This is a genomic window from Arthrobacter caoxuetaonis, from assembly GCF_023921125.1.
Lineage (GTDB): Bacteria > Actinomycetota > Actinomycetes > Actinomycetales > Micrococcaceae > Arthrobacter_B > Arthrobacter_B caoxuetaonis.
On the sequence record NZ_CP099466.1, the window covers coordinates 526,508 to 547,535 of the forward strand.

The 21,028-nt window shown below is 60.4% G+C and carries 7 protein-coding genes and 5 rRNA genes; 9 read left to right on the forward strand and 3 right to left on the reverse strand.

What is annotated here, in order from left to right; translation table 11 throughout:
* Positions 1 to 60 precede the first annotated feature (60 nt).
* The 8 genes from NF551_RS02470 (at position 61) to NF551_RS02505 (ending at position 15,211) form a co-directional block, all read left to right on the forward strand.
* A 23S ribosomal RNA gene (locus NF551_RS02470) occupies positions 61 to 3,195 on the forward strand.
* Between the two features lie 217 nt (positions 3,196 to 3,412).
* Positions 3,413 to 3,529: ribosomal RNA gene (gene rrf, locus NF551_RS02475) — 5S ribosomal RNA — on the forward strand.
* Positions 3,530 to 5,282: 1,753 nt separating this feature from the next.
* Positions 5,283 to 6,920 (forward strand): DUF5979 domain-containing protein, encoded by a 1,638-nt coding sequence (locus tag NF551_RS02480; protein WP_252604977.1) that lies wholly within the window; start codon positions 5,283 to 5,285, stop codon positions 6,918 to 6,920.
* 737 nt (positions 6,921 to 7,657) lie between these two features.
* Positions 7,658 to 9,186, forward strand: a 16S ribosomal RNA gene (locus tag NF551_RS02485).
* A 467-nt stretch (positions 9,187 to 9,653) separates the two neighbouring features.
* Positions 9,654 to 12,789, forward strand: a 23S ribosomal RNA gene (locus NF551_RS02490).
* Positions 12,790 to 13,006: 217 nt separating this feature from the next.
* Positions 13,007 to 13,123, forward strand: a 5S ribosomal RNA gene (rrf, locus tag NF551_RS02495).
* The 16S, 23S and 5S rRNA genes sit together here, the layout of an rRNA operon.
* Positions 13,124 to 13,348: 225 nt before the next feature.
* Complete coding sequence (locus tag NF551_RS02500; protein WP_227897856.1) at positions 13,349 to 13,837, forward strand: SRPBCC domain-containing protein; 489 nt, start codon at positions 13,349 to 13,351, stop codon at positions 13,835 to 13,837.
* A 9-nt stretch (positions 13,838 to 13,846) separates the two neighbouring features.
* Positions 13,847 to 15,211, forward strand: a complete 1,365-nt coding sequence (locus NF551_RS02505; RefSeq protein ID WP_227897857.1) for an FAD-binding oxidoreductase — start codon at positions 13,847 to 13,849, stop codon at positions 15,209 to 15,211.
* 66 nt (positions 15,212 to 15,277) lie between these two features.
* On the opposite strand, the gene NF551_RS02510 is transcribed toward NF551_RS02505, so the two are convergent.
* Positions 15,278 to 17,002 carry a glycoside hydrolase family 13 protein gene (locus tag NF551_RS02510; RefSeq protein ID WP_252604978.1) on the reverse strand — a complete coding sequence of 575 codons (1,725 nt, stop codon included), beginning with the start codon at positions 17,000 to 17,002 and terminating at the stop codon, positions 15,278 to 15,280.
* Positions 17,003 to 17,551: 549 nt separating this feature from the next.
* Here NF551_RS02510 and NF551_RS02515 point away from each other — a divergent pair.
* Positions 17,552 to 18,250 carry a DUF4190 domain-containing protein gene (locus tag NF551_RS02515; protein WP_227897487.1) on the forward strand — a complete coding sequence of 233 codons (699 nt, stop codon included), beginning with the start codon at positions 17,552 to 17,554 and terminating at the stop codon, positions 18,248 to 18,250.
* A gap of 85 nt (positions 18,251 to 18,335) precedes the next feature.
* Here the strand turns inward: NF551_RS02515 and NF551_RS02520 are convergent, their stop codons facing one another.
* Positions 18,336 to 19,697, reverse strand: coding sequence for a DUF4032 domain-containing protein (locus NF551_RS02520; RefSeq protein WP_227897488.1), 1,362 nt, complete (start codon positions 19,695 to 19,697; stop codon positions 18,336 to 18,338).
* 113 nt (positions 19,698 to 19,810) lie between these two features.
* The gene (locus tag NF551_RS02525) at positions 19,811 to 20,899 is read right to left on the reverse strand and encodes an ABC transporter ATP-binding protein (RefSeq protein ID WP_227897489.1); all 1,089 of its coding nucleotides are present in this window, start codon (positions 20,897 to 20,899) and stop codon (positions 19,811 to 19,813) included.
* Between the last annotated feature and the right edge of the window lie 129 nt (positions 20,900 to 21,028).

Here is a 21,028-nt window from a genome sequence, read left to right on the forward strand (position 1 = left end):
ACCGGTCTTGTACTGGTAACCGTGGTTTTCTCGATAGCGATATTAATTATTGATCTTTGTGGTCAAGTTTTTAAGGGCACACGGTGGATGCCTTGGCATCAGGAGCCGAAGAAGGACGTAGGAATCTGCGATAAGCCTGGGGAGTTGATAACCGAGCGTTGATCCCAGGATGTCCGAATGGGGAAACCCCGCCCGGCGCGCGAGTGACCGGGTGACCCGCATCTGAACACATAGGGTGCGTGGAGGGAACGCGGGGAAGTGAAACATCTCAGTACCCGCAGGAAGAGAAAACAACAGTGATTCCGTTAGTAGTGGCGAGCGAACGCGGAAGAGGCTAAACCAGTGGTGTGTGATAGCCGGCGGGCGTTGCATCACTGGGGTTGCGGGACTTTCCGTATCAGTTCTGCCGGACTGGTGAAGTGAGTGCAGGTGCATAGGTGAACTGGTTTGAAAGCCAGGCCGTAGAGGGTGTTAGCCCCGTAACCGGAATGTATGCTGCCGCTTGGAGAGGATCCCAAGTAGCACGGGGCCCGAGAAATCCCGTGCGAATCTGCCAGGACCACCTGGTAAGCCTAAATACTCCCTGATGACCGATAGCGGACAAGTACCGTGAGGGAAAGGTGAAAAGTACCCCGGGAGGGGAGTGAAATAGTACCTGAAACCGTGTGCCTACAAACCGTTGGAGCAGCCTTGTTGCTGTGACAGCGTGCCTTTTGAAGAATGAGCCTGCGAGTTAGTGTTACGTCGCGAGGTTAACCCGTGTGGGGAAGCCGTAGCGAAAGCGAGTCTGAATAGGGCGAGTGAGTGGCGTGATCTAGACCCGAAGCGGAGTGATCTACCCATGGCCAGGTTGAAGCGACGGTAAGACGTCGTGGAGGACCGAACCCACTTCAGTTGAAAATGGAGGGGATGAGCTGTGGGTAGGGGTGAAAGGCCAATCAAACTCCGTGATAGCTGGTTCTCCCCGAAATGCATTTAGGTGCAGCGTTGCGTGTTTCTTGCCGGAGGTAGAGCTACTGGATGGCCGATGGGCCCTACAAGGTTACTGACGTCAGCCAAACTCCGAATGCCGGTAAGTGAGAGCGCAGCAGTGAGACTGTGGGGGATAAGCTTCATAGTCGAGAGGGAAACAGCCCAGACCACCAACTAAGGCCCCTAAGCGTGTGCTAAGTGGGAAAGGATGTGGAGTTGCCCAGACAACCAGGAGGTTGGCTTAGAAGCAGCCACCCTTGAAAGAGTGCGTAATAGCTCACTGGTCAAGTGATTCCGCGCCGACAATGTAGCGGGGCTCAAGTACACCGCCGAAGTTGTGGATTTCAGATTATTGGTAAGCCTTCGTGGTTCAGCCGTCTGGAGTGGTAGGGGAGCGTCGTGTGGGCAGTGAAGCTGCGGTGTAAACCAGTGGTGGAGCCTACACGAGTGAGAATGCAGGCATGAGTAGCGAAAGACGGGTGAGAAACCCGTCCGCCGAATGATCAAGGGTTCCAGGGTCAAGCTAATCTGCCCTGGGTAAGTCGGGACCTAAGGCGAGGCCGACAGGCGTAGTCGATGGACAACGGGTTGATATTCCCGTACCGGCGAAAAACCGCCCATACCAAGCGGGGGATACTAACCGCCCGAAACCTGCCCGTGCACCCTTGTGGTGTTCCGGGTTTTGGTGGAGCGCGGGACCGTAACCTGGGAGGTAAGCGTATTAACAGGTGTGACGCAGGAAGGTAGCCGGGCCGGGCGATGGTTGTCCTGGTCTAAGGATGTAGGGTCAGTGATTGGCAAATCCGTCACTGTGTCTTTGATGACGCACCTGAGATCTGATGGGACCCCCGTATGGGGGAATCCGGTGATCCTATGCTGCCTAGAAAAGCATCGGCGCGAGGTTTTAGCCGCCCGTACCCCAAACCGACACAGGTGATCAGGTAGAGAATACTAAGGCGATCGAGAGAATTATGGTTAAGGAACTCGGCAAAATGCCCCCGTAACTTCGGGAGAAGGGGGGCCTGCCCCGTGATGGAAACTTGCTTTCCGGAGCGGGTGTGGGCCGCAGAGACCAGGGGGAAGCGACTGTTTACTAAAAACACAGGTCCGTGCGAAGTCGCAAGACGATGTATACGGACTGACTCCTGCCCGGTGCTGGAAGGTTAAGAGGACCGGTTAGCCCTTACGGGCGAAGCTGGGAATTTAAGCCCCAGTAAACGGCGGTGGTAACTATAACCATCCTAAGGTAGCGAAATTCCTTGTCGGGTAAGTTCCGACCTGCACGAATGGAGTAACGACTTCCCCGCTGTCTCAACCATAAACTCGGCGAAATTGCAGTACGAGTAAAGATGCTCGTTACGCGCAGCAGGACGGAAAGACCCCGAGACCTTTACTATAGTTTGGTATTGGTGTTCGGTGTGGCTTGTGTAGGATAGGTGGGAGACTGTGAGACCCGGACGCCAGTTCGGGTGGAGTCATCGTTGAAATACCACTCTGGTCATACTGGATATCTAACTTCGGCCCGTAATCCGGGTCAGGGACAGTGCCTGATGGGTAGTTTAACTGGGGCGGTTGCCTCCTAAAGAGTAACGGAGGCGCCCAAAGGTTCCCTCAGCCTGGTTGGCAATCAGGTGTCGAGTGTAAGTGCACAAGGGAGCTTGACTGTGAGAGAGACATCTCAAGCAGGGACGAAAGTCGGGACTAGTGATCCGGCGGTACATTGTGGAATGGCCGTCGCTCAACGGATAAAAGGTACCTCGGGGATAACAGGCTGATCTTGCCCAAGAGTCCATATCGACGGCATGGTTTGGCACCTCGATGTCGGCTCGTCGCATCCTGGGGCTGGAGTAGGTCCCAAGGGTTGGGCTGTTCGCCCATTAAAGCGGTACGCGAGCTGGGTTTAGAACGTCGTGAGACAGTTCGGTCCCTATCCGCTGCGCGCGCAGGAAATTTGAGAAGGGCTGTCCTTAGTACGAGAGGACCGGGACGGACGAACCTCTGGTGTGTCAGTTGTACTGCCAAGTGCATCGCTGATTAGCTACGTTCGGATGGGATAACCGCTGAAAGCATCTAAGCGGGAAGCCTGCTTCGAGATGAGATTTCCATACACCTTGTGTGTGAGAGGCCCCCAGCCAGACCACTGGGTTGATAGGCCGGATGTGGAAGCGGGGACTAAAGACCCGTGAAGCTGACCGGTACTAATAGGCCGATAACTTACACCACACCAACACCTGGGGAAACACGACTTCAAACGGTTTCCCAACGTACAGGGTGTTGTGATCATGCTGCTTGCGTCCACTATGTGGTTCCCAACCAACAACCCGCCAGGGTTGTTCTGGTTGCAGGAACTAATTGAATACACGGTTATCGTGTAATCCACTGATTTACCCGCCATACCACCGGACTCGGTCCGGGTGGGTGTGTGCCGGGTTGGTAGGGTTACGGCGGTCATTGCGCGGGGGAAACGCCCGGTCCCATTCCGAACCCGGAAGCTAAGACCCGCAGCGCCGATGGTACTGCACCTGGGAGGGTGTGGGAGAGTAGGTCACCGCCGGACAACCATTAGAACCCCTGTCGGGGGTTCCGGGCTACGGGCCCCGCACTAGGTGCGGGGCCCGACCTGTTTAACCCGACCGGATTGAACCCGCCGAAACCCGGGGTCGCCGGCTACCGAGCGTGCCGGCCTGGCCGGAGGGCCGGGTTCCGGGGTGCCGGAGCGCTGGCTGACGGCTGGAGGCTGGACCGCCGGATGAGCGGGGCGGTTGAACGGCTGTTCCGGGTTCCGGGTCAGCCGTACCGGGCGGGTGCCTTGGTTCTCTGTGGCTGCTTGTACCGGAAGGGGCTTCTTGTACCGGAAGGCCTGTACGCCGGGGTGCGCAAAATCATGCGGCATGGCGGGATCGGCCGCACAGCGTGCTGCACAGTTCCCCGTGTGCCCCGAGACCTCGCTTCACCGAAGACCCGCGTGAGCATGAGTGGCGGGGACCACGCTGCGTGCGACCGGGCGCGCCGCTTGCGGCCGGTGCACAAAATCACCCGGACGGGGTATGCCGGGCGTTGCCGCACGGCGTGCTGCACAGCTCTCAGCGCTAACGTCTCGCGGCTATGACCGGGCGTTGGTTGCACGGCGTGCTGCACAGAATCAACAGAGTCCACCCCTTTTGCAAAACCGGCAGGCAAGGCCAAGGTCCCCGGTGCTGCATAATTTCCCACTCCCCGTCGCTCCCGTGGCTGGAATGAACTCGTGGGTAACACCAGTAACTGCAGCTGGGAAACCCGGAGCCCGAACACCAGCGCGGCACCATTCCCGCCAGAAGCACCGCGGCATCGTGCCGTGTTGCCGCGGCGTGCGTGGCTCAGACTCTGAGCATCTTGCAGGGGCTGCCCCCAGGGTAAACGCTTCCTCCCGGGGTAAAGGCACTGCACTGTGGGTAAAATCGCTGCGTTCCGGGGCAAAATCACTGCGCACCGGGGCAAACGCTGCATCATGGGTAAACGCTGCACTCTGAGCACGGAAACACTGCGCTCGGGGATTTCACTGCGCCCTGTGGCACGGTCTCACTGCGTTTCGGGACAAACCGATCGTCTTGGGAAAAACCGGGTACGGCGCCGTGCAGCAGATTCCCACAACACACGAATTAGGCCCAAACGCAGCAAAACCGATCGACCCGGGGTCCGCAAACCGGCCAGACGCAGCCCGGCACCGTGAACGGCTCATGCGCCACAAACCTCAGACCCCTTCGCCTCGAAGACGGAGCTGCTAAGCCAACCGACTCGCTCGCGCCCCCTGGGGTCTACCCGCAGTGCAGGCTTGTCGCCGGGTGAATGGCTGAGAGCATCTGGGCTGGGACGCTGGCTGGTCGCCTGCACCTGGGCGGCTGGGACGCGCCTGCGCCTCCGGTTATGCGTCCCACGATTGGTTGCACGAGTCCTGCTGACGCCGTAGGCCCAGGGATCCGCTGCTGGCGGCACTAGATCCCGCGTACTCGAAGGTATCGCAGGCAATCCCCTGGTTCTGCAGGCAGTCAGTTTCGGAACCTAAAGAGTGCGATACGTAACCGGATTGTGGCTAAAACGCGTAGTTCTTCTCTGTCGCAAAGGGGTATCTGCCCGTAGTCTCGCGCTTCCGCAGGGAGCGGACCTTACCCGATAGAGCCGCAGGACTCTGTTGCGGCAGCAAACTTACAGAGGAGCCGATGTCCATGAAGCATTCTTCGTCACTCGCGCGTGTCAGGGGACATTCCAGACAGACCAAATACAGACGTGGCCTTCATAGGAAGGGGTCGCTGCTTGCAGTGTTGACTGCCGGAATGGTCCTGGCAGCACCGCTAAGCGCGGTGGCGCTTGAGCCGTTGCCGGCAGTTGTAGTCACCGGATTCGGCCCGGGGCAGGAGGTTCAGGGGCTCCACCCCGGCGAGGCCGCTGTTCCAAACCCCCTTGATGAGTACCCAGCCGAGAATCCCGCAGACTACGTCAACATGGACACCTATGCCGGCATCGTCCAGACCGCCAGCGTTGACGACCCGGAGCAGGTTGCTCTGATGTACTGCATCAACGTGTACCTGGACACGGAGGTTGGCCTCGACTACGTACTGGACACATGGGCGGAATCGAACGTTCCGAATATCGGGTACGTGACCTATGTCCTGAACAACTACTATCCCAATACCGGGCTGCCCGCCGGACTGGACGAGGACCAGCAGGCCGCAGCCGTGCAGGCAGCTATTTGGTACTTTACGGACGGCTTCGTGCTGGATACATCGGAGGAAGAAATCCGATCTGCTGCTGCAGCAATCGTGTTGGATGCACAAACCAATGGCCCAGCCGTAACGCCAGGCGTTCCGGGAATCGAGATTACGCCGGAGACGGCTTCGGCGTTCCTCGGCTCAAGGGCTGGTCCTTTCACGGTGAACGGACAGAACGTGGGCCCCATTACCGTAACCGCCCCGGAGGGAAGCTCCCTTCACACTGATGCTGTTGGCGGGCAGGAGATTGCAAGCGGCTCCGCCGTGGAACCGGGCACGGACCTTTGGGTCCAGAACAACACCGGGGTCGCTGCGGATGGCTCGTTGTCTGCGGCAGCCAGCGTGACACTGGAGACGGGCAGCGTGTATTTGGGAGCGGGGAACCCAGCCGACGCGCAACCGCTGATCCTGGCGTCCACGTCACAGGCAAACGCCACAGACTTTGCAACCTTCGTCCATACCGAGGTGGATCCTGGCACGCTGGTTGTCTCCAAGGCCATCACCGGCGCGGGCGCAGGCAACCAGAGCGACATCATCGTTAGCGTGGACTGTGGTGCCGAGCTGAACGAATCCTTCATCATCGCCGCTGGAACTCCGGCGGGTACGTATGTTCAGACCTTTGAAGAGATCGCCGACGGGACATCCTGCACGGTCAGCGAGGTGAGCTCGGGCTCCAACGAGATTGTCAATGTGGTTGCCGGTGAATCTGCGACGGTGGACATCGTGACGGGGCAAACCTCTGTGGCTGAACTAGTTAACGATGTGCAGTTCATCTATGGACAGCTTTCGGTAGTCAAGCACTTCGCAGGCGACGGCGCCGGGTTCCAGGACCAGGTTGTACTGTCCGTGGTCTGCGACGGCGAGGTGGCAGATTCCATCGTTATTCCCGCAGGCAACACCGATATAGTCACGAGGACTTACGACCAGATTCCTGCCGGCTCTACCTGCTTCATCCGCGAGGAAGAATCCGGGCAGAATACCGAGGTTCTTGTCAGCGTCGACCTTCCGGACCCCGTGCTGGTAACCGGCGGACAGAACACCACTCTCGAAGCGGTCAACACCTACACCGAGCGGGGACGGGCAACCCTCCCACGGACCGGGGCAAACGCCGTGAGCCAGGAGCTCGCCCTGATGGGCGGGGGAATCCTGCTGGTGGGCACGCTGATGGTCTTGGGATCCCGACGACGGCGCCACCCGCAGTAAGCGCACGTCACCTGCAGTAATCACCAGGAACAACCGCCCGCTGCACTTCGCCCTTGTCCCGGCACCATAAAAACGCCAGGACAGGGAAGAAACGCCCGTCTGGCCGGCGCACGACATCAATGTCGGGCGCCGGCCAGACGCGTAACGTAGATGGTCGCACTTTGTGTTCACCGGCGGGATTCGGAGCGGTTGCAACGGGCCAGACAGAGGTGTCGCAGGCCATGTCCCGCGGATTTGCGCAGGGGTGCAGAGGCATGTAAAGTTTTTCTAGTCGCCGCGGCCGGGACGCTCCGCTGAAAAGCTGGAAGCAACCGAAGCATGGCGGCCAACCCCAAACTTCCTTACCGGGAAATCTTGCGCGCTCTAGGGTGCGAAGGAAAATCCTGGGACTGAATGCTGGGTTCGGAGTGATGGTTTGACCGGTTCGAAACGATTTCCACGGAAATCCGCCGAATTGCTAAAACCGGATCGATGAAATAGAATTATGAAACACCGCAGCGGTGCGAAAAGAAAAAGAATCAGCCGGAAACGGAAATGGTTTTTCTGAGTAGGCCGGATGCGACTGTTGTTTGAGAACTCAATAGTGTGCCAAGTTTATTGATACCAATTATTTTGATTGGTTGAACTGGCTGTTCGGCCCACCCCGTGGGCTGGAGCAGCTTTTTTAGCTGGTTTCGAATTTAGTGCATGACTGTGCAGCCAATTTTCCTTGGCTCCGGTTGTGTGTCTGTAACACATTTACGGAGAGTTTGATCCTGGCTCAGGATGAACGCTGGCGGCGTGCTTAACACATGCAAGTCGAACGATGACTTCTGTGCTTGCACAGAATGATTAGTGGCGAACGGGTGAGTAACACGTGAGTAACCTGCCCTTAACTTCGGGATAAGCCTGGGAAACCGGGTCTAATACCGGATACGACCATCTGGCGCATGCCATGGTGGTGGAAAGCTTTATGCGGTTTTGGATGGACTCGCGGCCTATCAGCTTGTTGGTTGGGGTAATGGCCCACCAAGGCGACGACGGGTAGCCGGCCTGAGAGGGTGACCGGCCACACTGGGACTGAGACACGGCCCAGACTCCTACGGGAGGCAGCAGTGGGGAATATTGCACAATGGGCGGAAGCCTGATGCAGCGACGCCGCGTGAGGGATGACGGCCTTCGGGTTGTAAACCTCTTTCAGCAGGGAAGAAGCGAAAGTGACGGTACCTGCAGAAGAAGCGCCGGCTAACTACGTGCCAGCAGCCGCGGTAATACGTAGGGCGCAAGCGTTATCCGGAATTATTGGGCGTAAAGAGCTCGTAGGCGGTTTGTCGCGTCTGCTGTGAAAGCCCGGGGCTCAACCCCGGGTCTGCAGTGGGTACGGGCAGACTAGAGTGATGTAGGGGAGACTGGAATTCCTGGTGTAGCGGTGAAATGCGCAGATATCAGGAGGAACACCGATGGCGAAGGCAGGTCTCTGGGCATTAACTGACGCTGAGGAGCGAAAGCATGGGGAGCGAACAGGATTAGATACCCTGGTAGTCCATGCCGTAAACGTTGGGCACTAGGTGTGGGGGACATTCCACGTTTTCCGCGCCGTAGCTAACGCATTAAGTGCCCCGCCTGGGGAGTACGGCCGCAAGGCTAAAACTCAAAGGAATTGACGGGGGCCCGCACAAGCGGCGGAGCATGCGGATTAATTCGATGCAACGCGAAGAACCTTACCAAGGCTTGACATGAACCGGAAAGGCCTGGAAACAGGTCCCCCACTTGTGGTCGGTTTACAGGTGGTGCATGGTTGTCGTCAGCTCGTGTCGTGAGATGTTGGGTTAAGTCCCGCAACGAGCGCAACCCTCGTTCTATGTTGCCAGCGCGTTATGGCGGGGACTCATAGGAGACTGCCGGGGTCAACTCGGAGGAAGGTGGGGACGACGTCAAATCATCATGCCCCTTATGTCTTGGGCTTCACGCATGCTACAATGGCCGGTACAAAGGGTTGCGATACTGTGAGGTGGAGCTAATCCCAAAAAGCCGGTCTCAGTTCGGATTGAGGTCTGCAACTCGACCTCATGAAGTTGGAGTCGCTAGTAATCGCAGATCAGCAACGCTGCGGTGAATACGTTCCCGGGCCTTGTACACACCGCCCGTCAAGTCACGAAAGTTGGTAACACCCGAAGCCGGTGGCCTAACCCCTTGTGGGAGGGAGCCGTCGAAGGTGGGACCGGCGATTGGGACTAAGTCGTAACAAGGTAGCCGTACCGGAAGGTGCGGCTGGATCACCTCCTTTCTAAGGAGCACCTCAAAGTGGCAGGTCCTTCCACAGTGTTGGATGTGTGCTTTGCAGGAGATGCCCATGTCGGAGACATATGTTCTCCGGTGGGTGCTCAAGGGTGGAATATCAATAAATAGGTTCTTCCGGGTTCTGTCCGGCTGGTGAGTACGCCTCCTTCTGGGGGTTGGAAAGCATGGCCGGTCGGGTTGCCCGGTGGGTATCGTTTGGCACACTGTTGGGTCCTGAGGCAACAGGATCTGTTGTTTCTGGTTTTCCTGCGCATGCCGGATGCCGGGCTGTGGGTTTCCCCTTGCGGGGTGCCTGGTCTGGTGGATGGGTGTGACGGGGTTGTTGTTTGAGAACTACATAGTGGACGCGAGCATCTTAAAAATTATTAAGTGCAATTTCAGAAAAACCTGGTGACCGGTCTTGTACTGGTAACCGTGGTTTTCTCGATAGCGATATTAATTATTGATCTTTGTGGTCAAGTTTTTAAGGGCACACGGTGGATGCCTTGGCATCAGGAGCCGAAGAAGGACGTAGGAATCTGCGATAAGCCTGGGGGAGTTGATAACCGAGCGTTGATCCCAGGATGTCCGAATGGGGAAACCCCGCCCGGCGCGCGAGTGACCGGGTGACCCGCATCTGAACACATAGGGTGCGTGGAGGGAACGCGGGGAAGTGAAACATCTCAGTACCCGCAGGAAGAGAAAACAACAGTGATTCCGTTAGTAGTGGCGAGCGAACGCGGAAGAGGCTAAACCAGTGGTGTGTGATAGCCGGCGGGCGTTGCATCACTGGGGTTGCGGGACTTTCCGTATCAGTTCTGCCGGACTGGTGAAGTGAGTGCAGGTGCATAGGTGAACTGGTTTGAAAGCCAGGCCGTAGAGGGTGTTAGCCCCGTAACCGGAATGTATGCTGCCGCTTGGAGAGGATCCCAAGTAGCACGGGGCCCGAGAAATCCCGTGCGAATCTGCCAGGACCACCTGGTAAGCCTAAATACTCCCTGATGACCGATAGCGGACAAGTACCGTGAGGGAAAGGTGAAAAGTACCCCGGGAGGGGAGTGAAATAGTACCTGAAACCGTGTGCCTACAAACCGTTGGAGCAGCCTTGTTGCTGTGACAGCGTGCCTTTTGAAGAATGAGCCTGCGAGTTAGTGTTACGTCGCGAGGTTAACCCGTGTGGGGAAGCCGTAGCGAAAGCGAGTCTGAATAGGGCGAGTGAGTGGCGTGATCTAGACCCGAAGCGGAGTGATCTACCCATGGCCAGGTTGAAGCGACGGTAAGACGTCGTGGAGGACCGAACCCACTTCAGTTGAAAATGGAGGGGATGAGCTGTGGGTAGGGGTGAAAGGCCAATCAAACTCCGTGATAGCTGGTTCTCCCCGAAATGCATTTAGGTGCAGCGTTGCGTGTTTCTTGCCGGAGGTAGAGCTACTGGATGGCCGATGGGCCCTACAAGGTTACTGACGTCAGCCAAACTCCGAATGCCGGTAAGTGAGAGCGCAGCAGTGAGACTGTGGGGGATAAGCTTCATAGTCGAGAGGGAAACAGCCCAGACCACCAACTAAGGCCCCTAAGCGTGTGCTAAGTGGGAAAGGATGTGGAGTTGCCCAGACAACCAGGAGGTTGGCTTAGAAGCAGCCACCCTTGAAAGAGTGCGTAATAGCTCACTGGTCAAGTGATTCCGCGCCGACAATGTAGCGGGGCTCAAGTACACCGCCGAAGTTGTGGATTTCAGATTATTGGTAAGCCTTCGTGGTTCAGCCGTCTGGAGTGGTAGGGGAGCGTCGTGTGGGCAGTGAAGCTGCGGTGTAAACCAGTGGTGGAGCCTACACGAGTGAGAATGCAGGCATGAGTAGCGAAAGACGGGTGAGAAACCCGTCCGCCGAATGATCAAGGGTTCCAGGGTCAAGCTAATCTGCCCTGGGTAAGTCGGGACCTAAGGCGAGGCCGACAGGCGTAGTCGATGGACAACGGGTTGATATTCCCGTACCGGCGAAAAACCGCCCATACCAAGCGGGGGATACTAACCGCCCGAAACCTGCCCGTGCACCCTTGTGGTGTTCCGGGTTTTGGTGGAGCGCGGGACCGTAACCTGGGAGGTAAGCGTATTAACAGGTGTGACGCAGGAAGGTAGCCGGGCCGGGCGATGGTTGTCCTGGTCTAAGGATGTAGGGTCAGTGATTGGCAAATCCGTCACTGTGTCTTTGATGACGCACCTGAGATCTGATGGGACCCCCGTATGGGGGAATCCGGTGATCCTATGCTGCCTAGAAAAGCATCGGCGCGAGGTTTTAGCCGCCCGTACCCCAAACCGACACAGGTGATCAGGTAGAGAATACTAAGGCGATCGAGAGAATTATGGTTAAGGAACTCGGCAAAATGCCCCCGTAACTTCGGGAGAAGGGGGGCCTGCCCCGTGATGGAAACTTGCTTTCCGGAGCGGGTGTGGGCCGCAGAGACCAGGGGGAAGCGACTGTTTACTAAAAACACAGGTCCGTGCGAAGTCGCAAGACGATGTATACGGACTGACTCCTGCCCGGTGCTGGAAGGTTAAGAGGACCGGTTAGCCCTTACGGGCGAAGCTGGGAATTTAAGCCCCAGTAAACGGCGGTGGTAACTATAACCATCCTAAGGTAGCGAAATTCCTTGTCGGGTAAGTTCCGACCTGCACGAATGGAGTAACGACTTCCCCGCTGTCTCAACCATAAACTCGGCGAAATTGCAGTACGAGTAAAGATGCTCGTTACGCGCAGCAGGACGGAAAGACCCCGAGACCTTTACTATAGTTTGGTATTGGTGTTCGGTGTGGCTTGTGTAGGATAGGTGGGAGACTGTGAGACCCGGACGCCAGTTCGGGTGGAGTCATCGTTGAAATACCACTCTGGTCATACTGGATATCTAACTTCGGCCCGTAATCCGGGTCAGGGACAGTGCCTGATGGGTAGTTTAACTGGGGCGGTTGCCTCCTAAAGAGTAACGGAGGCGCCCAAAGGTTCCCTCAGCCTGGTTGGCAATCAGGTGTCGAGTGTAAGTGCACAAGGGAGCTTGACTGTGAGAGAGACATCTCAAGCAGGGACGAAAGTCGGGACTAGTGATCCGGCGGTACATTGTGGAATGGCCGTCGCTCAACGGATAAAAGGTACCTCGGGGATAACAGGCTGATCTTGCCCAAGAGTCCATATCGACGGCATGGTTTGGCACCTCGATGTCGGCTCGTCGCATCCTGGGGCTGGAGTAGGTCCCAAGGGTTGGGCTGTTCGCCCATTAAAGCGGTACGCGAGCTGGGTTTAGAACGTCGTGAGACAGTTCGGTCCCTATCCGCTGCGCGCGCAGGAAATTTGAGAAGGGCTGTCCTTAGTACGAGAGGACCGGGACGGACGAACCTCTGGTGTGTCAGTTGTACTGCCAAGTGCATCGCTGATTAGCTACGTTCGGATGGGATAACCGCTGAAAGCATCTAAGCGGGAAGCCTGCTTCGAGATGAGATTTCCATACACCTTGTGTGTGAGAGGCCCCCAGCCAGACCACTGGGTTGATAGGCCGGATGTGGAAGCGGGGACTAAAGACCCGTGAAGCTGACCGGTACTAATAGGCCGATAACTTACACCACACCAACACCTGGGGAAACACGACTTCAAACGGTTTCCCAACGTACAGGGTGTTGTGATCATGCTGCTTGCGTCCACTATGTGGTTCCCAACCAACAACCCGCCAGGGTTGTTCTGGTTGCAGGAACTAATTGAATACACGGTTATCGTGTAATCCACTGATTTACCCGCCATACCACCGGACTCGGTCCGGGTGGGTGTGTGCCGGGTTGGTAGGGTTACGGCGGTCATTGCGCGGGGGAAACGCCCGGTCCCATTCCGAACCCGGAAGCTAAGACCCGCAGCGCCGATGGTACTGCACCTGGGAGGGTGTGGGAGAGTAGGTCACCGCCGGACAACCATTAGAACCCCCTGGGGGTTCCGGGCTTCGGGCCCCGCACTAGGTGCGGGGCCCGACCTGTTTAACCCGACCGGCATGCGGGGCCGGCTCCGCCGTGCCGGCGGGCGCCGACGGGCGCCGGGCTGTGCGTGGCAACGGGTGCCGACGGTGCCGGGTTAACGGCCAGCTCCCGCCTCGCACACCTGCGGGATGGTGACGCAGATATTCCGTAGGCTGGAACCATGACTTCTTCCCTCTTCTCCCACGCGCCGGATCCTGAACCGGAACGGGCGCCGCTTCAGGTCCCCGATATCGAAGAGTCCTGTGTCGTTCCCCGTGAAACGGACGAAGCTTTCAGCGGTTTCCATGAGTATCCCCACCTCTGGTGGCCGGAGGACTTCAGTACCTTTCGGGAGGGCATGCATCCCGAGTTTGAGGGGGGCTCCCTGACGGAAACCAGCGTGGACGAGGAAAAGGCACTGTGGGCTACGGTTCGCGAAGTGCGTGCCGGCGAGCTGCTGGTCCTGGACTGGTTCCTGGGGCATGGTGCTTCCGTGCCCACCGACGTTGAGGTGCGGTTCGAACCAGCGGCGGCTGGCACCGGGACGTCGGTGACACTCGTCCACACCGGGTTCGGGCGGCTCCCCGACGGAGCGGACGTCCGCGAACGGATGGCCGGGCAGTGGCGTAACGCGCTGCAACGTTACTCCCGGTTCATGGGCGCCGGGTAGCCTTTGGCTATGACCACGGAAGTCCTGCATGACCTCGAGCACTCAATTCCAGGAGTGGCATTCGCCACTGAAAGTGCTGTCCTGAGCCAGTATTCCCGCGACCAGGGGCCGGTCCAGGAGCTGATAGAGCCACTGGCCGTCGTATGGCCGGAATCCGTGGCTGACGTGCAGGGAGTCCTCCGCTGGGCCTCGCGGAGCAACACCGCAGTCGTGCCCCGCGGTGCGGGCACCGGCGTGTCCGGCGGAGCCCACGCCACACGCAACTGCATCATCCTCAGCCTCGAGAAAATGAACCGGATCCTCGACATTCGGCCAGACGACGAACTCGCGGTCGTGGAGCCCGGCGTCATCAATGCAGACCTCAACGAAGCAGCAAAGCCCTTTGGGCTGATGTACGCGCCCGACCCGGCGAGTTACAGGTTTTCCACGCTCGGCGGCAATGTCGCTACCAACGCCGGTGGCCTGCGCTGCGCCAAGTACGGCGTGACGCGTGATTCCGTGCTGGCCCTGGACGTGGTCCTGGCGGACGGTACGTTGATCCACACCGGCCACCAGACCTTCAAGGGCGTAGCCGGTTATGACCTTACCGGCTTGTTCACCGGTTCCGAGGGGACCCTCGGCGTCGTCGTCGGAATCACCGTGCGGCTGCGCTACCTGCCGGCCGATGTTCGGACCGTCGCCGCGTTTTTTCCCGACTTTCGCACGGCCGCCGCGGGAGTCCTTGCTGTTGGGGCAGCCCGGGTGCAGCCCGCCATCATGGAGCTGCTCGACGGCGCGACGATGGAAGCGCTCGACGGCGCCCACGGCTCGGACCTGCGGACACGCGGCGGAGCGCTGCTGCTGATCCAGACGGACGGCTTTGGCGCTGAGGCAGAGGCCGCCGCCGTCCGCGCGGTCCTGTCCGAGCTTGGCGGGACCGTCAGCTCCGAAGGCTCAGCAGAAGCCGAACGCCTGGTGGAGCTGCGCCGGCACAGCCGGGGAGACGACGTCGAACATGAGATCCGTGTGGGCGAAGACATCGCCGTCCCCAGGTCCCAGCTAGTGCATTACGTTGCTGAACTGGAAAGGATGGCAGCCGACCACGATGTCCGGCTGAAGGTCGTTGCGCACGCCGGGGACGGCAACCTGCACCCGACGTTTTGGATCGACGCCGCCGAGGGTGCAGCAGGAACGGCGCGGCTCAATGCCGCCCTCGACGAATCGATCACCGTCGCTTTGCGGATGGGCGGAACCATCACTGGTGAGCACGGGGTTGGCCAGTTCAAGCTGCGCTGGCTGCCGCAGGAACAGCAGTCCGAGGTGCTGGAACTGCAGCGCCGGATCAAAGCGGTGTTTGACCCGGCAGGCATCCTGAACCCCGGGAAAGCCATTTAAGGATCCTAGTTGCCGCGGCCGGCCAAGGGGCCTAGGAACCGGTGGCCGGCCAGCGGCAAGCCGTTGCTAGGGAATGCGCATCCACACAGTCCGGTTGGGGTGCAGCCGTGTCCCTTCCACGGCGCCTGGGGAGCTCTCCTGCAGGATCTCAAACCCGGGAAGTTCTACCGGTTCGGTGCCCATGTTCATGACGGCGAGGATGCTGCCGTTGGCGAACGCCACTGCACCCTCGGCGTCGTGCTCGGGCCACCAGGCCAGCGAGCCGTGCCCCAAATCCATCTCGCGGCGCAGCCGCAACGCTGCGCGGTACATGTTGAGCGTCGAGTCGGGATTGTGTTCCTGGCTATCCCGGGAGTGGGCGCCCCAGATGTCAGGTTGCGGCAGCCAGGATTTCCCCGTGGAGCTGAACCCGAACGAAGGCGCGTCCGCTCGCCAGGGCAGGGGTACCCGGGAACCGTCCCGGCCAACCCGCACTCCGTCGGTTCGGTGGAACGTGGGGTCCTGCCGGAATTCCTGCGGAATCAGGGTGTGGTCCGGTAAACCGAGTTCCTCGCCCTGGTAAAGGTAGACGCCACCCGGAAGCGCCAGCATTAGCAGCGTCGCCGCGCGGGCGCGGGCCATTCCGAGTACATGGTCCGGCTGGGCATCTTCGGGACCGATGCCGTCCCCCAGCCGCAACTCATTTGCCTTGAGCCCTAAGCGGGAGACATGGCGGACGACATCGTGGTTGGAGAGGACCCAGGTGGTGGGAGCGCCGACCTGATCGAAGGTGGTGAGGCTGGTTTCGATGATGCGGCGCAGTTCGGGTGCGTTCCAGGGGTGGTGGAGGTAGGCGAAGTTGAAGGCCTGGTGCATTTCGTCGGGCCGGACCCAGTCGGTGAGCCGGTCCAGGGGATCCACATTCGCTTCGGCGCAGAGCACGCGGTCGCCGTCGTATTCGTCGAGGATTTTGCGCCAGGAGCGGTAGATGTCGTGGATGCCGGCCTGGCCGAACATGGGGGCCGCCTCTCCGGGGAAGCCTTCGGAGGAGGCGCCGTCGGCGCGGCCGCCCCAGTCGGGGAGCCCGGTTTTCTTGATCAGGGCGTGGGCGACGTCGACGCGGAAGCCGCCGACGCCGCGGTCGAGCCAGAAGCGCAGGATGCGTTCGAATTCGTCGTGGACGGCGGGGTTGTCCCAGTTGAAGTCGGGCTGGGTGGAGTCAAAGAGGTGCAGGTACCACTGGCCGGGGGTGCCGTCGGGGTTGGTGGTGCGGGTCCAGGCGGGGCCGCCGAAGTGGGACTGCCAGTTGTTCGGCGGGTTTTCGCCGTGTTCTCCGGTGCCGTCGCGGAAGATGAACATGTCGCGGGCGGGGGAGTTTTCGGGGGCGGCGAGGGCTGCCTGGAAGAGGGTGTGCGCATCGGAGCAGTGGTTGGGGACGAGGTCCACGATGACGCGGATGCCGTGTTTTTTGGCGGTGGCGACGAGGGTGTCGAAGTCGTCCAGGGTGCCGAAGAGGGGGTCGACGTCGCAGTAGTCGGCGACGTCGTAGCCGGCGTCTTTTTGGGGGGAGACGTAGAAGGGGGAGAGCCAGATTGCGTCGATGTCGAGTTCGGCGAGGGCGGGGAGTTCGGCGGTGATGCCGGGCAGGTCGCCGATGCCGTCCCCGCGCAGGTCGCGGAAGGAGCGGGGGTAGATCTGGTAGATGACCGAGGAGCGCCACCATTGGCGGTCGCGTTCGGCGGAGGCCTCATGGACAGGAACAAGCTGAAGCTTTTCGGTACCAGGGGAAGGATCGCGGAGAGCATTGTCCATAGACAGGATCATCCTTTACACACATTGCAGTCTGCTTACCTTAATTTTAACGGCGTGTGTTCCCTGGGGTGTGCCGAATAATGACTGGTGATTGCTCACACAGGGGTGTGGTGTGCGACTTCGGACCTGGCCCGGACGCGGCTCGGCGGCGGCTCGGCTCGGCGGCGGCTCGGTGAGGGCGGCACTGGCCGCGGACGCGCGGTCCGGAACGGCGGCAACGAAATTCCTCGCTCGCAGAGCTCGCTTGGAATATTAAAGCCGCCTAACCCGGACCGCGGGTCCGCTGGTTGCTCCGTGCGCCTAACCGGGACCGCGGGTCCGCTGGTTGGTCCGTGCGCCTAACCCGGACCGCGGGTCCGGTGGTTGGAGCGGAGTCCGGGCTGCGGGAGTGCAACGGGTTGGGGAGGTGGTCGGGGGCGCTGGCTTGGGGGTTGAGATGAATCTACGGGGGAGTGACAGCTGCGCAGGATAGACTGGGCGGCGATCGCGGACCTCGCCGCAGAGGCGGACCGCATGCCACTATCCCCTTACAAAGTTCCCGGGAGAACCATGTCAGAGAACCGAAACGACGCCGGCTCCGGCCAGCCCGAAACACAGCCCGCGAAGCCGGAAGAAGCCACACAGCGGGTTCCGGACAGCGGCGCGCCGACCCAGCCGCTCCACGGACAGTACAGCCCGCAGTCCGGCCAGGCCGCACCGGGCGGGCAGCCGTTTGCCAGCCCCGGGAACCTGCCGTACGGGCAGCAGGAGGAGCCAGCTGCACCCTATGGGCAGCAGCAGCCTGCCGGCCAGCAGGCGCCCTACGGCGGGGACAATTCCTACGGACAGCAGCAGGGGTACCCCGGTACCCAGCAGGGGTACCCGGGTTACGGCCAGCAGCCCTCGCCCTATGGCTACCCGAACTACCAGGCCCCGGCAACGAACCCCGGCAAGACCATGGGCATTGTGGGCCTGATCCTCTCCTGCCTGTTCTTTATCCCGTTCGCCTCAGTGGTGGGCGTGATCCTGAGCATCGTCGGATTCGTCCAGTCCCGTAAAGCCAAGCTAAGCAACGGTCCGGCACTGGCCGGCATCATCGTCGGCGCCGTGGTGTTTGTCCTCACGCTGCTTATGACCATCGCGGTGTTTGTCTTCGCTGCCGATGCTGCCATGACCATCGTTGAGGCATGCGAGGCCAACGGACCCGGAGAGGTCTATATCGACGGAGAATTCATCGAGTGCCCGTCTGACTTCGAGCAGTCCCTCTAACCTCTGACCGTCCAGGGCAGGCGAGCGGCACCGGAGGCCGGGCCCGGCAGACCATGCCGGTGCCCGGCCTCCGGTATGTGCGGGCTCAGCCCGGCCCCGGCGCCGCTCCGCCTTCGAGCATGCGCATGGTCTTGGTGTCCGGGTTGAGCAGGATCGCCGCTTCATCCCTGCGGTGGCGCAGCACCGTGTCCATATAGGACTGCACCGCTTCGGCCATCGGCACGTTGCGGTTCTCCTTTTCGGACATGTACCAGCGGTGCTCCAGGACCTCATGCACCACCTCCGCCTGCTCCAGCTTGCTGCCCAGCTCACGCGGCACGGACTTCACTATCGGTTCGAAGACCTGGGAGACCCAAAGGTGGGCGCTCAGTTCTTCGTCCATCTCGGGGTGGTTGTCTGCCCGGTAGGAGTTGAGGTCGTTGAGCAGCCGGCGGGCCTGGTTTTCCTGGGCATCCAGCCCGGTCAGGCTGAGCAGCCGCCGCTGGTGGTGGCCGGCGTCGACCACCTTGGGCTGAAGCTGCACGCGGGAGCCGTCGGGCGTGGTGCGTATGGTGAGCTCGTCGACGTCGAACCCCAGGTCATTGAGCCGCCGGATGCGTGCGTTGACGCGCCAGCGCTCACCCAAGTCGAAGGACTCCTGCTCCGTCAGCTCCGCCCAGAGGTTCCGGTAGCTGTCCATAATCCGCTCGCTGGTGGCAAGGGGGTCGATGTTCTCCTCAACCAGCCCGCCCTCGGCCAGATCCATCAACTCGCCGGCGATGTTCACCCGGGCGATCTCAAGATCGTACTCGCGCTGCCCGTTGGAAAGCTCGGGGTAGAGCTCACCTGTTTCGGCATCGACCAGGTACGCGGCAAACGAGCCGGCATCCCGCCGGAACAAGGTGTTGGACAGGGACACGTCGCCCCAGTAGAAGCCGGCCAGATGCAGCCGCACCAGCAGCAGCGCCTGGGCATCGATCAGTCGGGTCAGCGTGACTTCGCGCAGCGTCTGCGAAAAAACGGCGCGGTAGGGCAGTGAGAAGCGCAGGTGCCGGGTGACCAGCACCGGTGCCAGTTCCTCCCCGTCCTTGTCCATCCTGCCGGTGATGACGGCGACAGGGGCCACGCTCGGCACATTCAGCCGCCTGAGCTTGCGCAGCATGTGATACTCCTGCCGGGCTACATGCTCGCTGGTTTCCTTGATGGCGACCAGGGAGTCGCCCAGCCGGGCAAAGCGCACAACGTGCCGCGAAATGCCGCGGGGCAGGGCCGCCAGATTTTCTTTCGGCCAATCTTCCAGCGGAATCGACCAGGGCAGGTCCAGCAGCGCGGGGTCCATAGAAGCTGCAGTGATGTTGAGCGAACCAAGCGGTGACTGGGTTGCTTCCGCATGGCTGCGGGGAAGTTTTCCGGGCTGTCCCCAGTCCGTCGGTTCATCGCGCCAGTTGGCGCGGGGAGTTTCAGTCATGGGCAAAATGCCTTCTATGGACTCAGTTGCGGGGCTTAAACCAATGCGGTGGCCTTCCCCCAGAAGTCTAGTTCAGGGGAAAGGCCACCGCACGTGCAAGGAGTGGCTAAAGGCTACGCTTCGTCAGCAAGTCGCTCTCCGGTGCTGGTGTCGAAAAGGTGCACGTGTCCCGGCTTGGGGCGGACAAACAGGGTATCGCCCTTGGCCGGCGGCCTCCGCGCATCCACGCGTGCGGTGATGGCGTGCTCCTGGCCGTCCAGGAAGGTGTGCCCGTACACAAAAGCATCGGCACCGAGTTCCTCCACGACGTCGACCTCAACCTTCAGGCCCTCGCCGTCGGCGGCGACGTCCATGTCTTCGGGCCGGACGCCGAAGGTCACCGTGTTGCCTGCAGCTGCGTCCAGGATGGTGCGCGGCACGGGGTAGACGGTCCCGCCGAAGGTGACGCCGCCTTCGGTGACCGGCAGCTCGAGCAGGTTCATGGCGGGGGAGCCCATGAAGCCTGCCACGAAGACGTTCATCGGCTTGTCGTAGAGGTTTCGGGGAGTGTCTACCTGCTGCAGTACGCCGTCCTTGAGGACTGCAACGCGGTCGCCCATGGTCATGGCCTCGACCTGGTCGTGGGTGACGTAGACGGTGGTGACTCCCAGCCGGCGGGTCAGCGAAGCGATCTGGGTGCGGGTCTGGACGCGGAGCTTGGCGTCCAGGTTGGACAGCGGCTCATCCATGAGGAACACCTGCGGGTTGCGCACGATCGCGCGGCCCATCGCGACACGCTGGCGCTGGCCGCCGGAGAGCGCCTTGGGCTTGCGGTCAAGGTAGTCCTCGAGATCCAGCAGCTTTGCTGCTTCCCGGACCCGTTCTGCGCGTTCCTCCTTGGAAACGCCCGCAATCTTCAGGGCGAAGCCCATGTTGTCCGCGACCGACATGTGAGGGTAAAGCGCATAGTTCTGGAAAACCATGGCGATATCACGGTCTTTGGGCGGAACGTCGGTGACGTCGCGGTCACCGATCAGGATGCGTCCCGAATTGACGTCTTCCAGCCCGGCGAGCATACGCAGGGAGGTCGACTTGCCGCAGCCGGAGGGGCCCACGAGCACCAGGAACTCGCCGTCGGCGATCTCCAGGCTCAGGTTGTCGACTGCGGGGCGCTCTGTGCCCGGGTACAGCCGTGTTGCTTGGTCAAACGTTACCGTTGCCATGATGTTTCCCTTCACGGGCAGGTACGTGCCCGACGATCCGTTGTGAATGGGTGAATATGAATTTGTAAAATATCGTGATGGGCGCCACAAGAGCACTCACTGTCGCCAAGTATGCCATGCCTGTCCAGC

Bases quoted from the DNA above. Each gene is read 5' to 3' on its own strand.
- NF551_RS02480 (WP_252604977.1), top strand. From the start codon at position 5,283: ATGGTCCTGGCAGCACCGCTAAGCGCGGTGGCGCTTGAGCCGTTGCCG.
- NF551_RS02500 (WP_227897856.1), top strand. From the start codon at position 13,349: ATGACTTCTTCCCTCTTCTCCCACGCGCCGGATCCTGAACCGGAACGG.
- NF551_RS02505 (WP_227897857.1), top strand. From the start codon at position 13,847: ATGACCACGGAAGTCCTGCATGACCTCGAGCACTCAATTCCAGGAGTG.
- NF551_RS02510 (WP_252604978.1), bottom strand. From the start codon at position 17,002: ATGGACAATGCTCTCCGCGATCCTTCCCCTGGTACCGAAAAGCTTCAG.
- NF551_RS02515 (WP_227897487.1), top strand. From the start codon at position 17,552: ATGTCAGAGAACCGAAACGACGCCGGCTCCGGCCAGCCCGAAACACAG.
- NF551_RS02520 (WP_227897488.1), bottom strand. From the start codon at position 19,697: ATGACTGAAACTCCCCGCGCCAACTGGCGCGATGAACCGACGGACTGG.
- NF551_RS02525 (WP_227897489.1), bottom strand. From the start codon at position 20,899: ATGGCAACGGTAACGTTTGACCAAGCAACACGGCTGTACCCGGGCACA.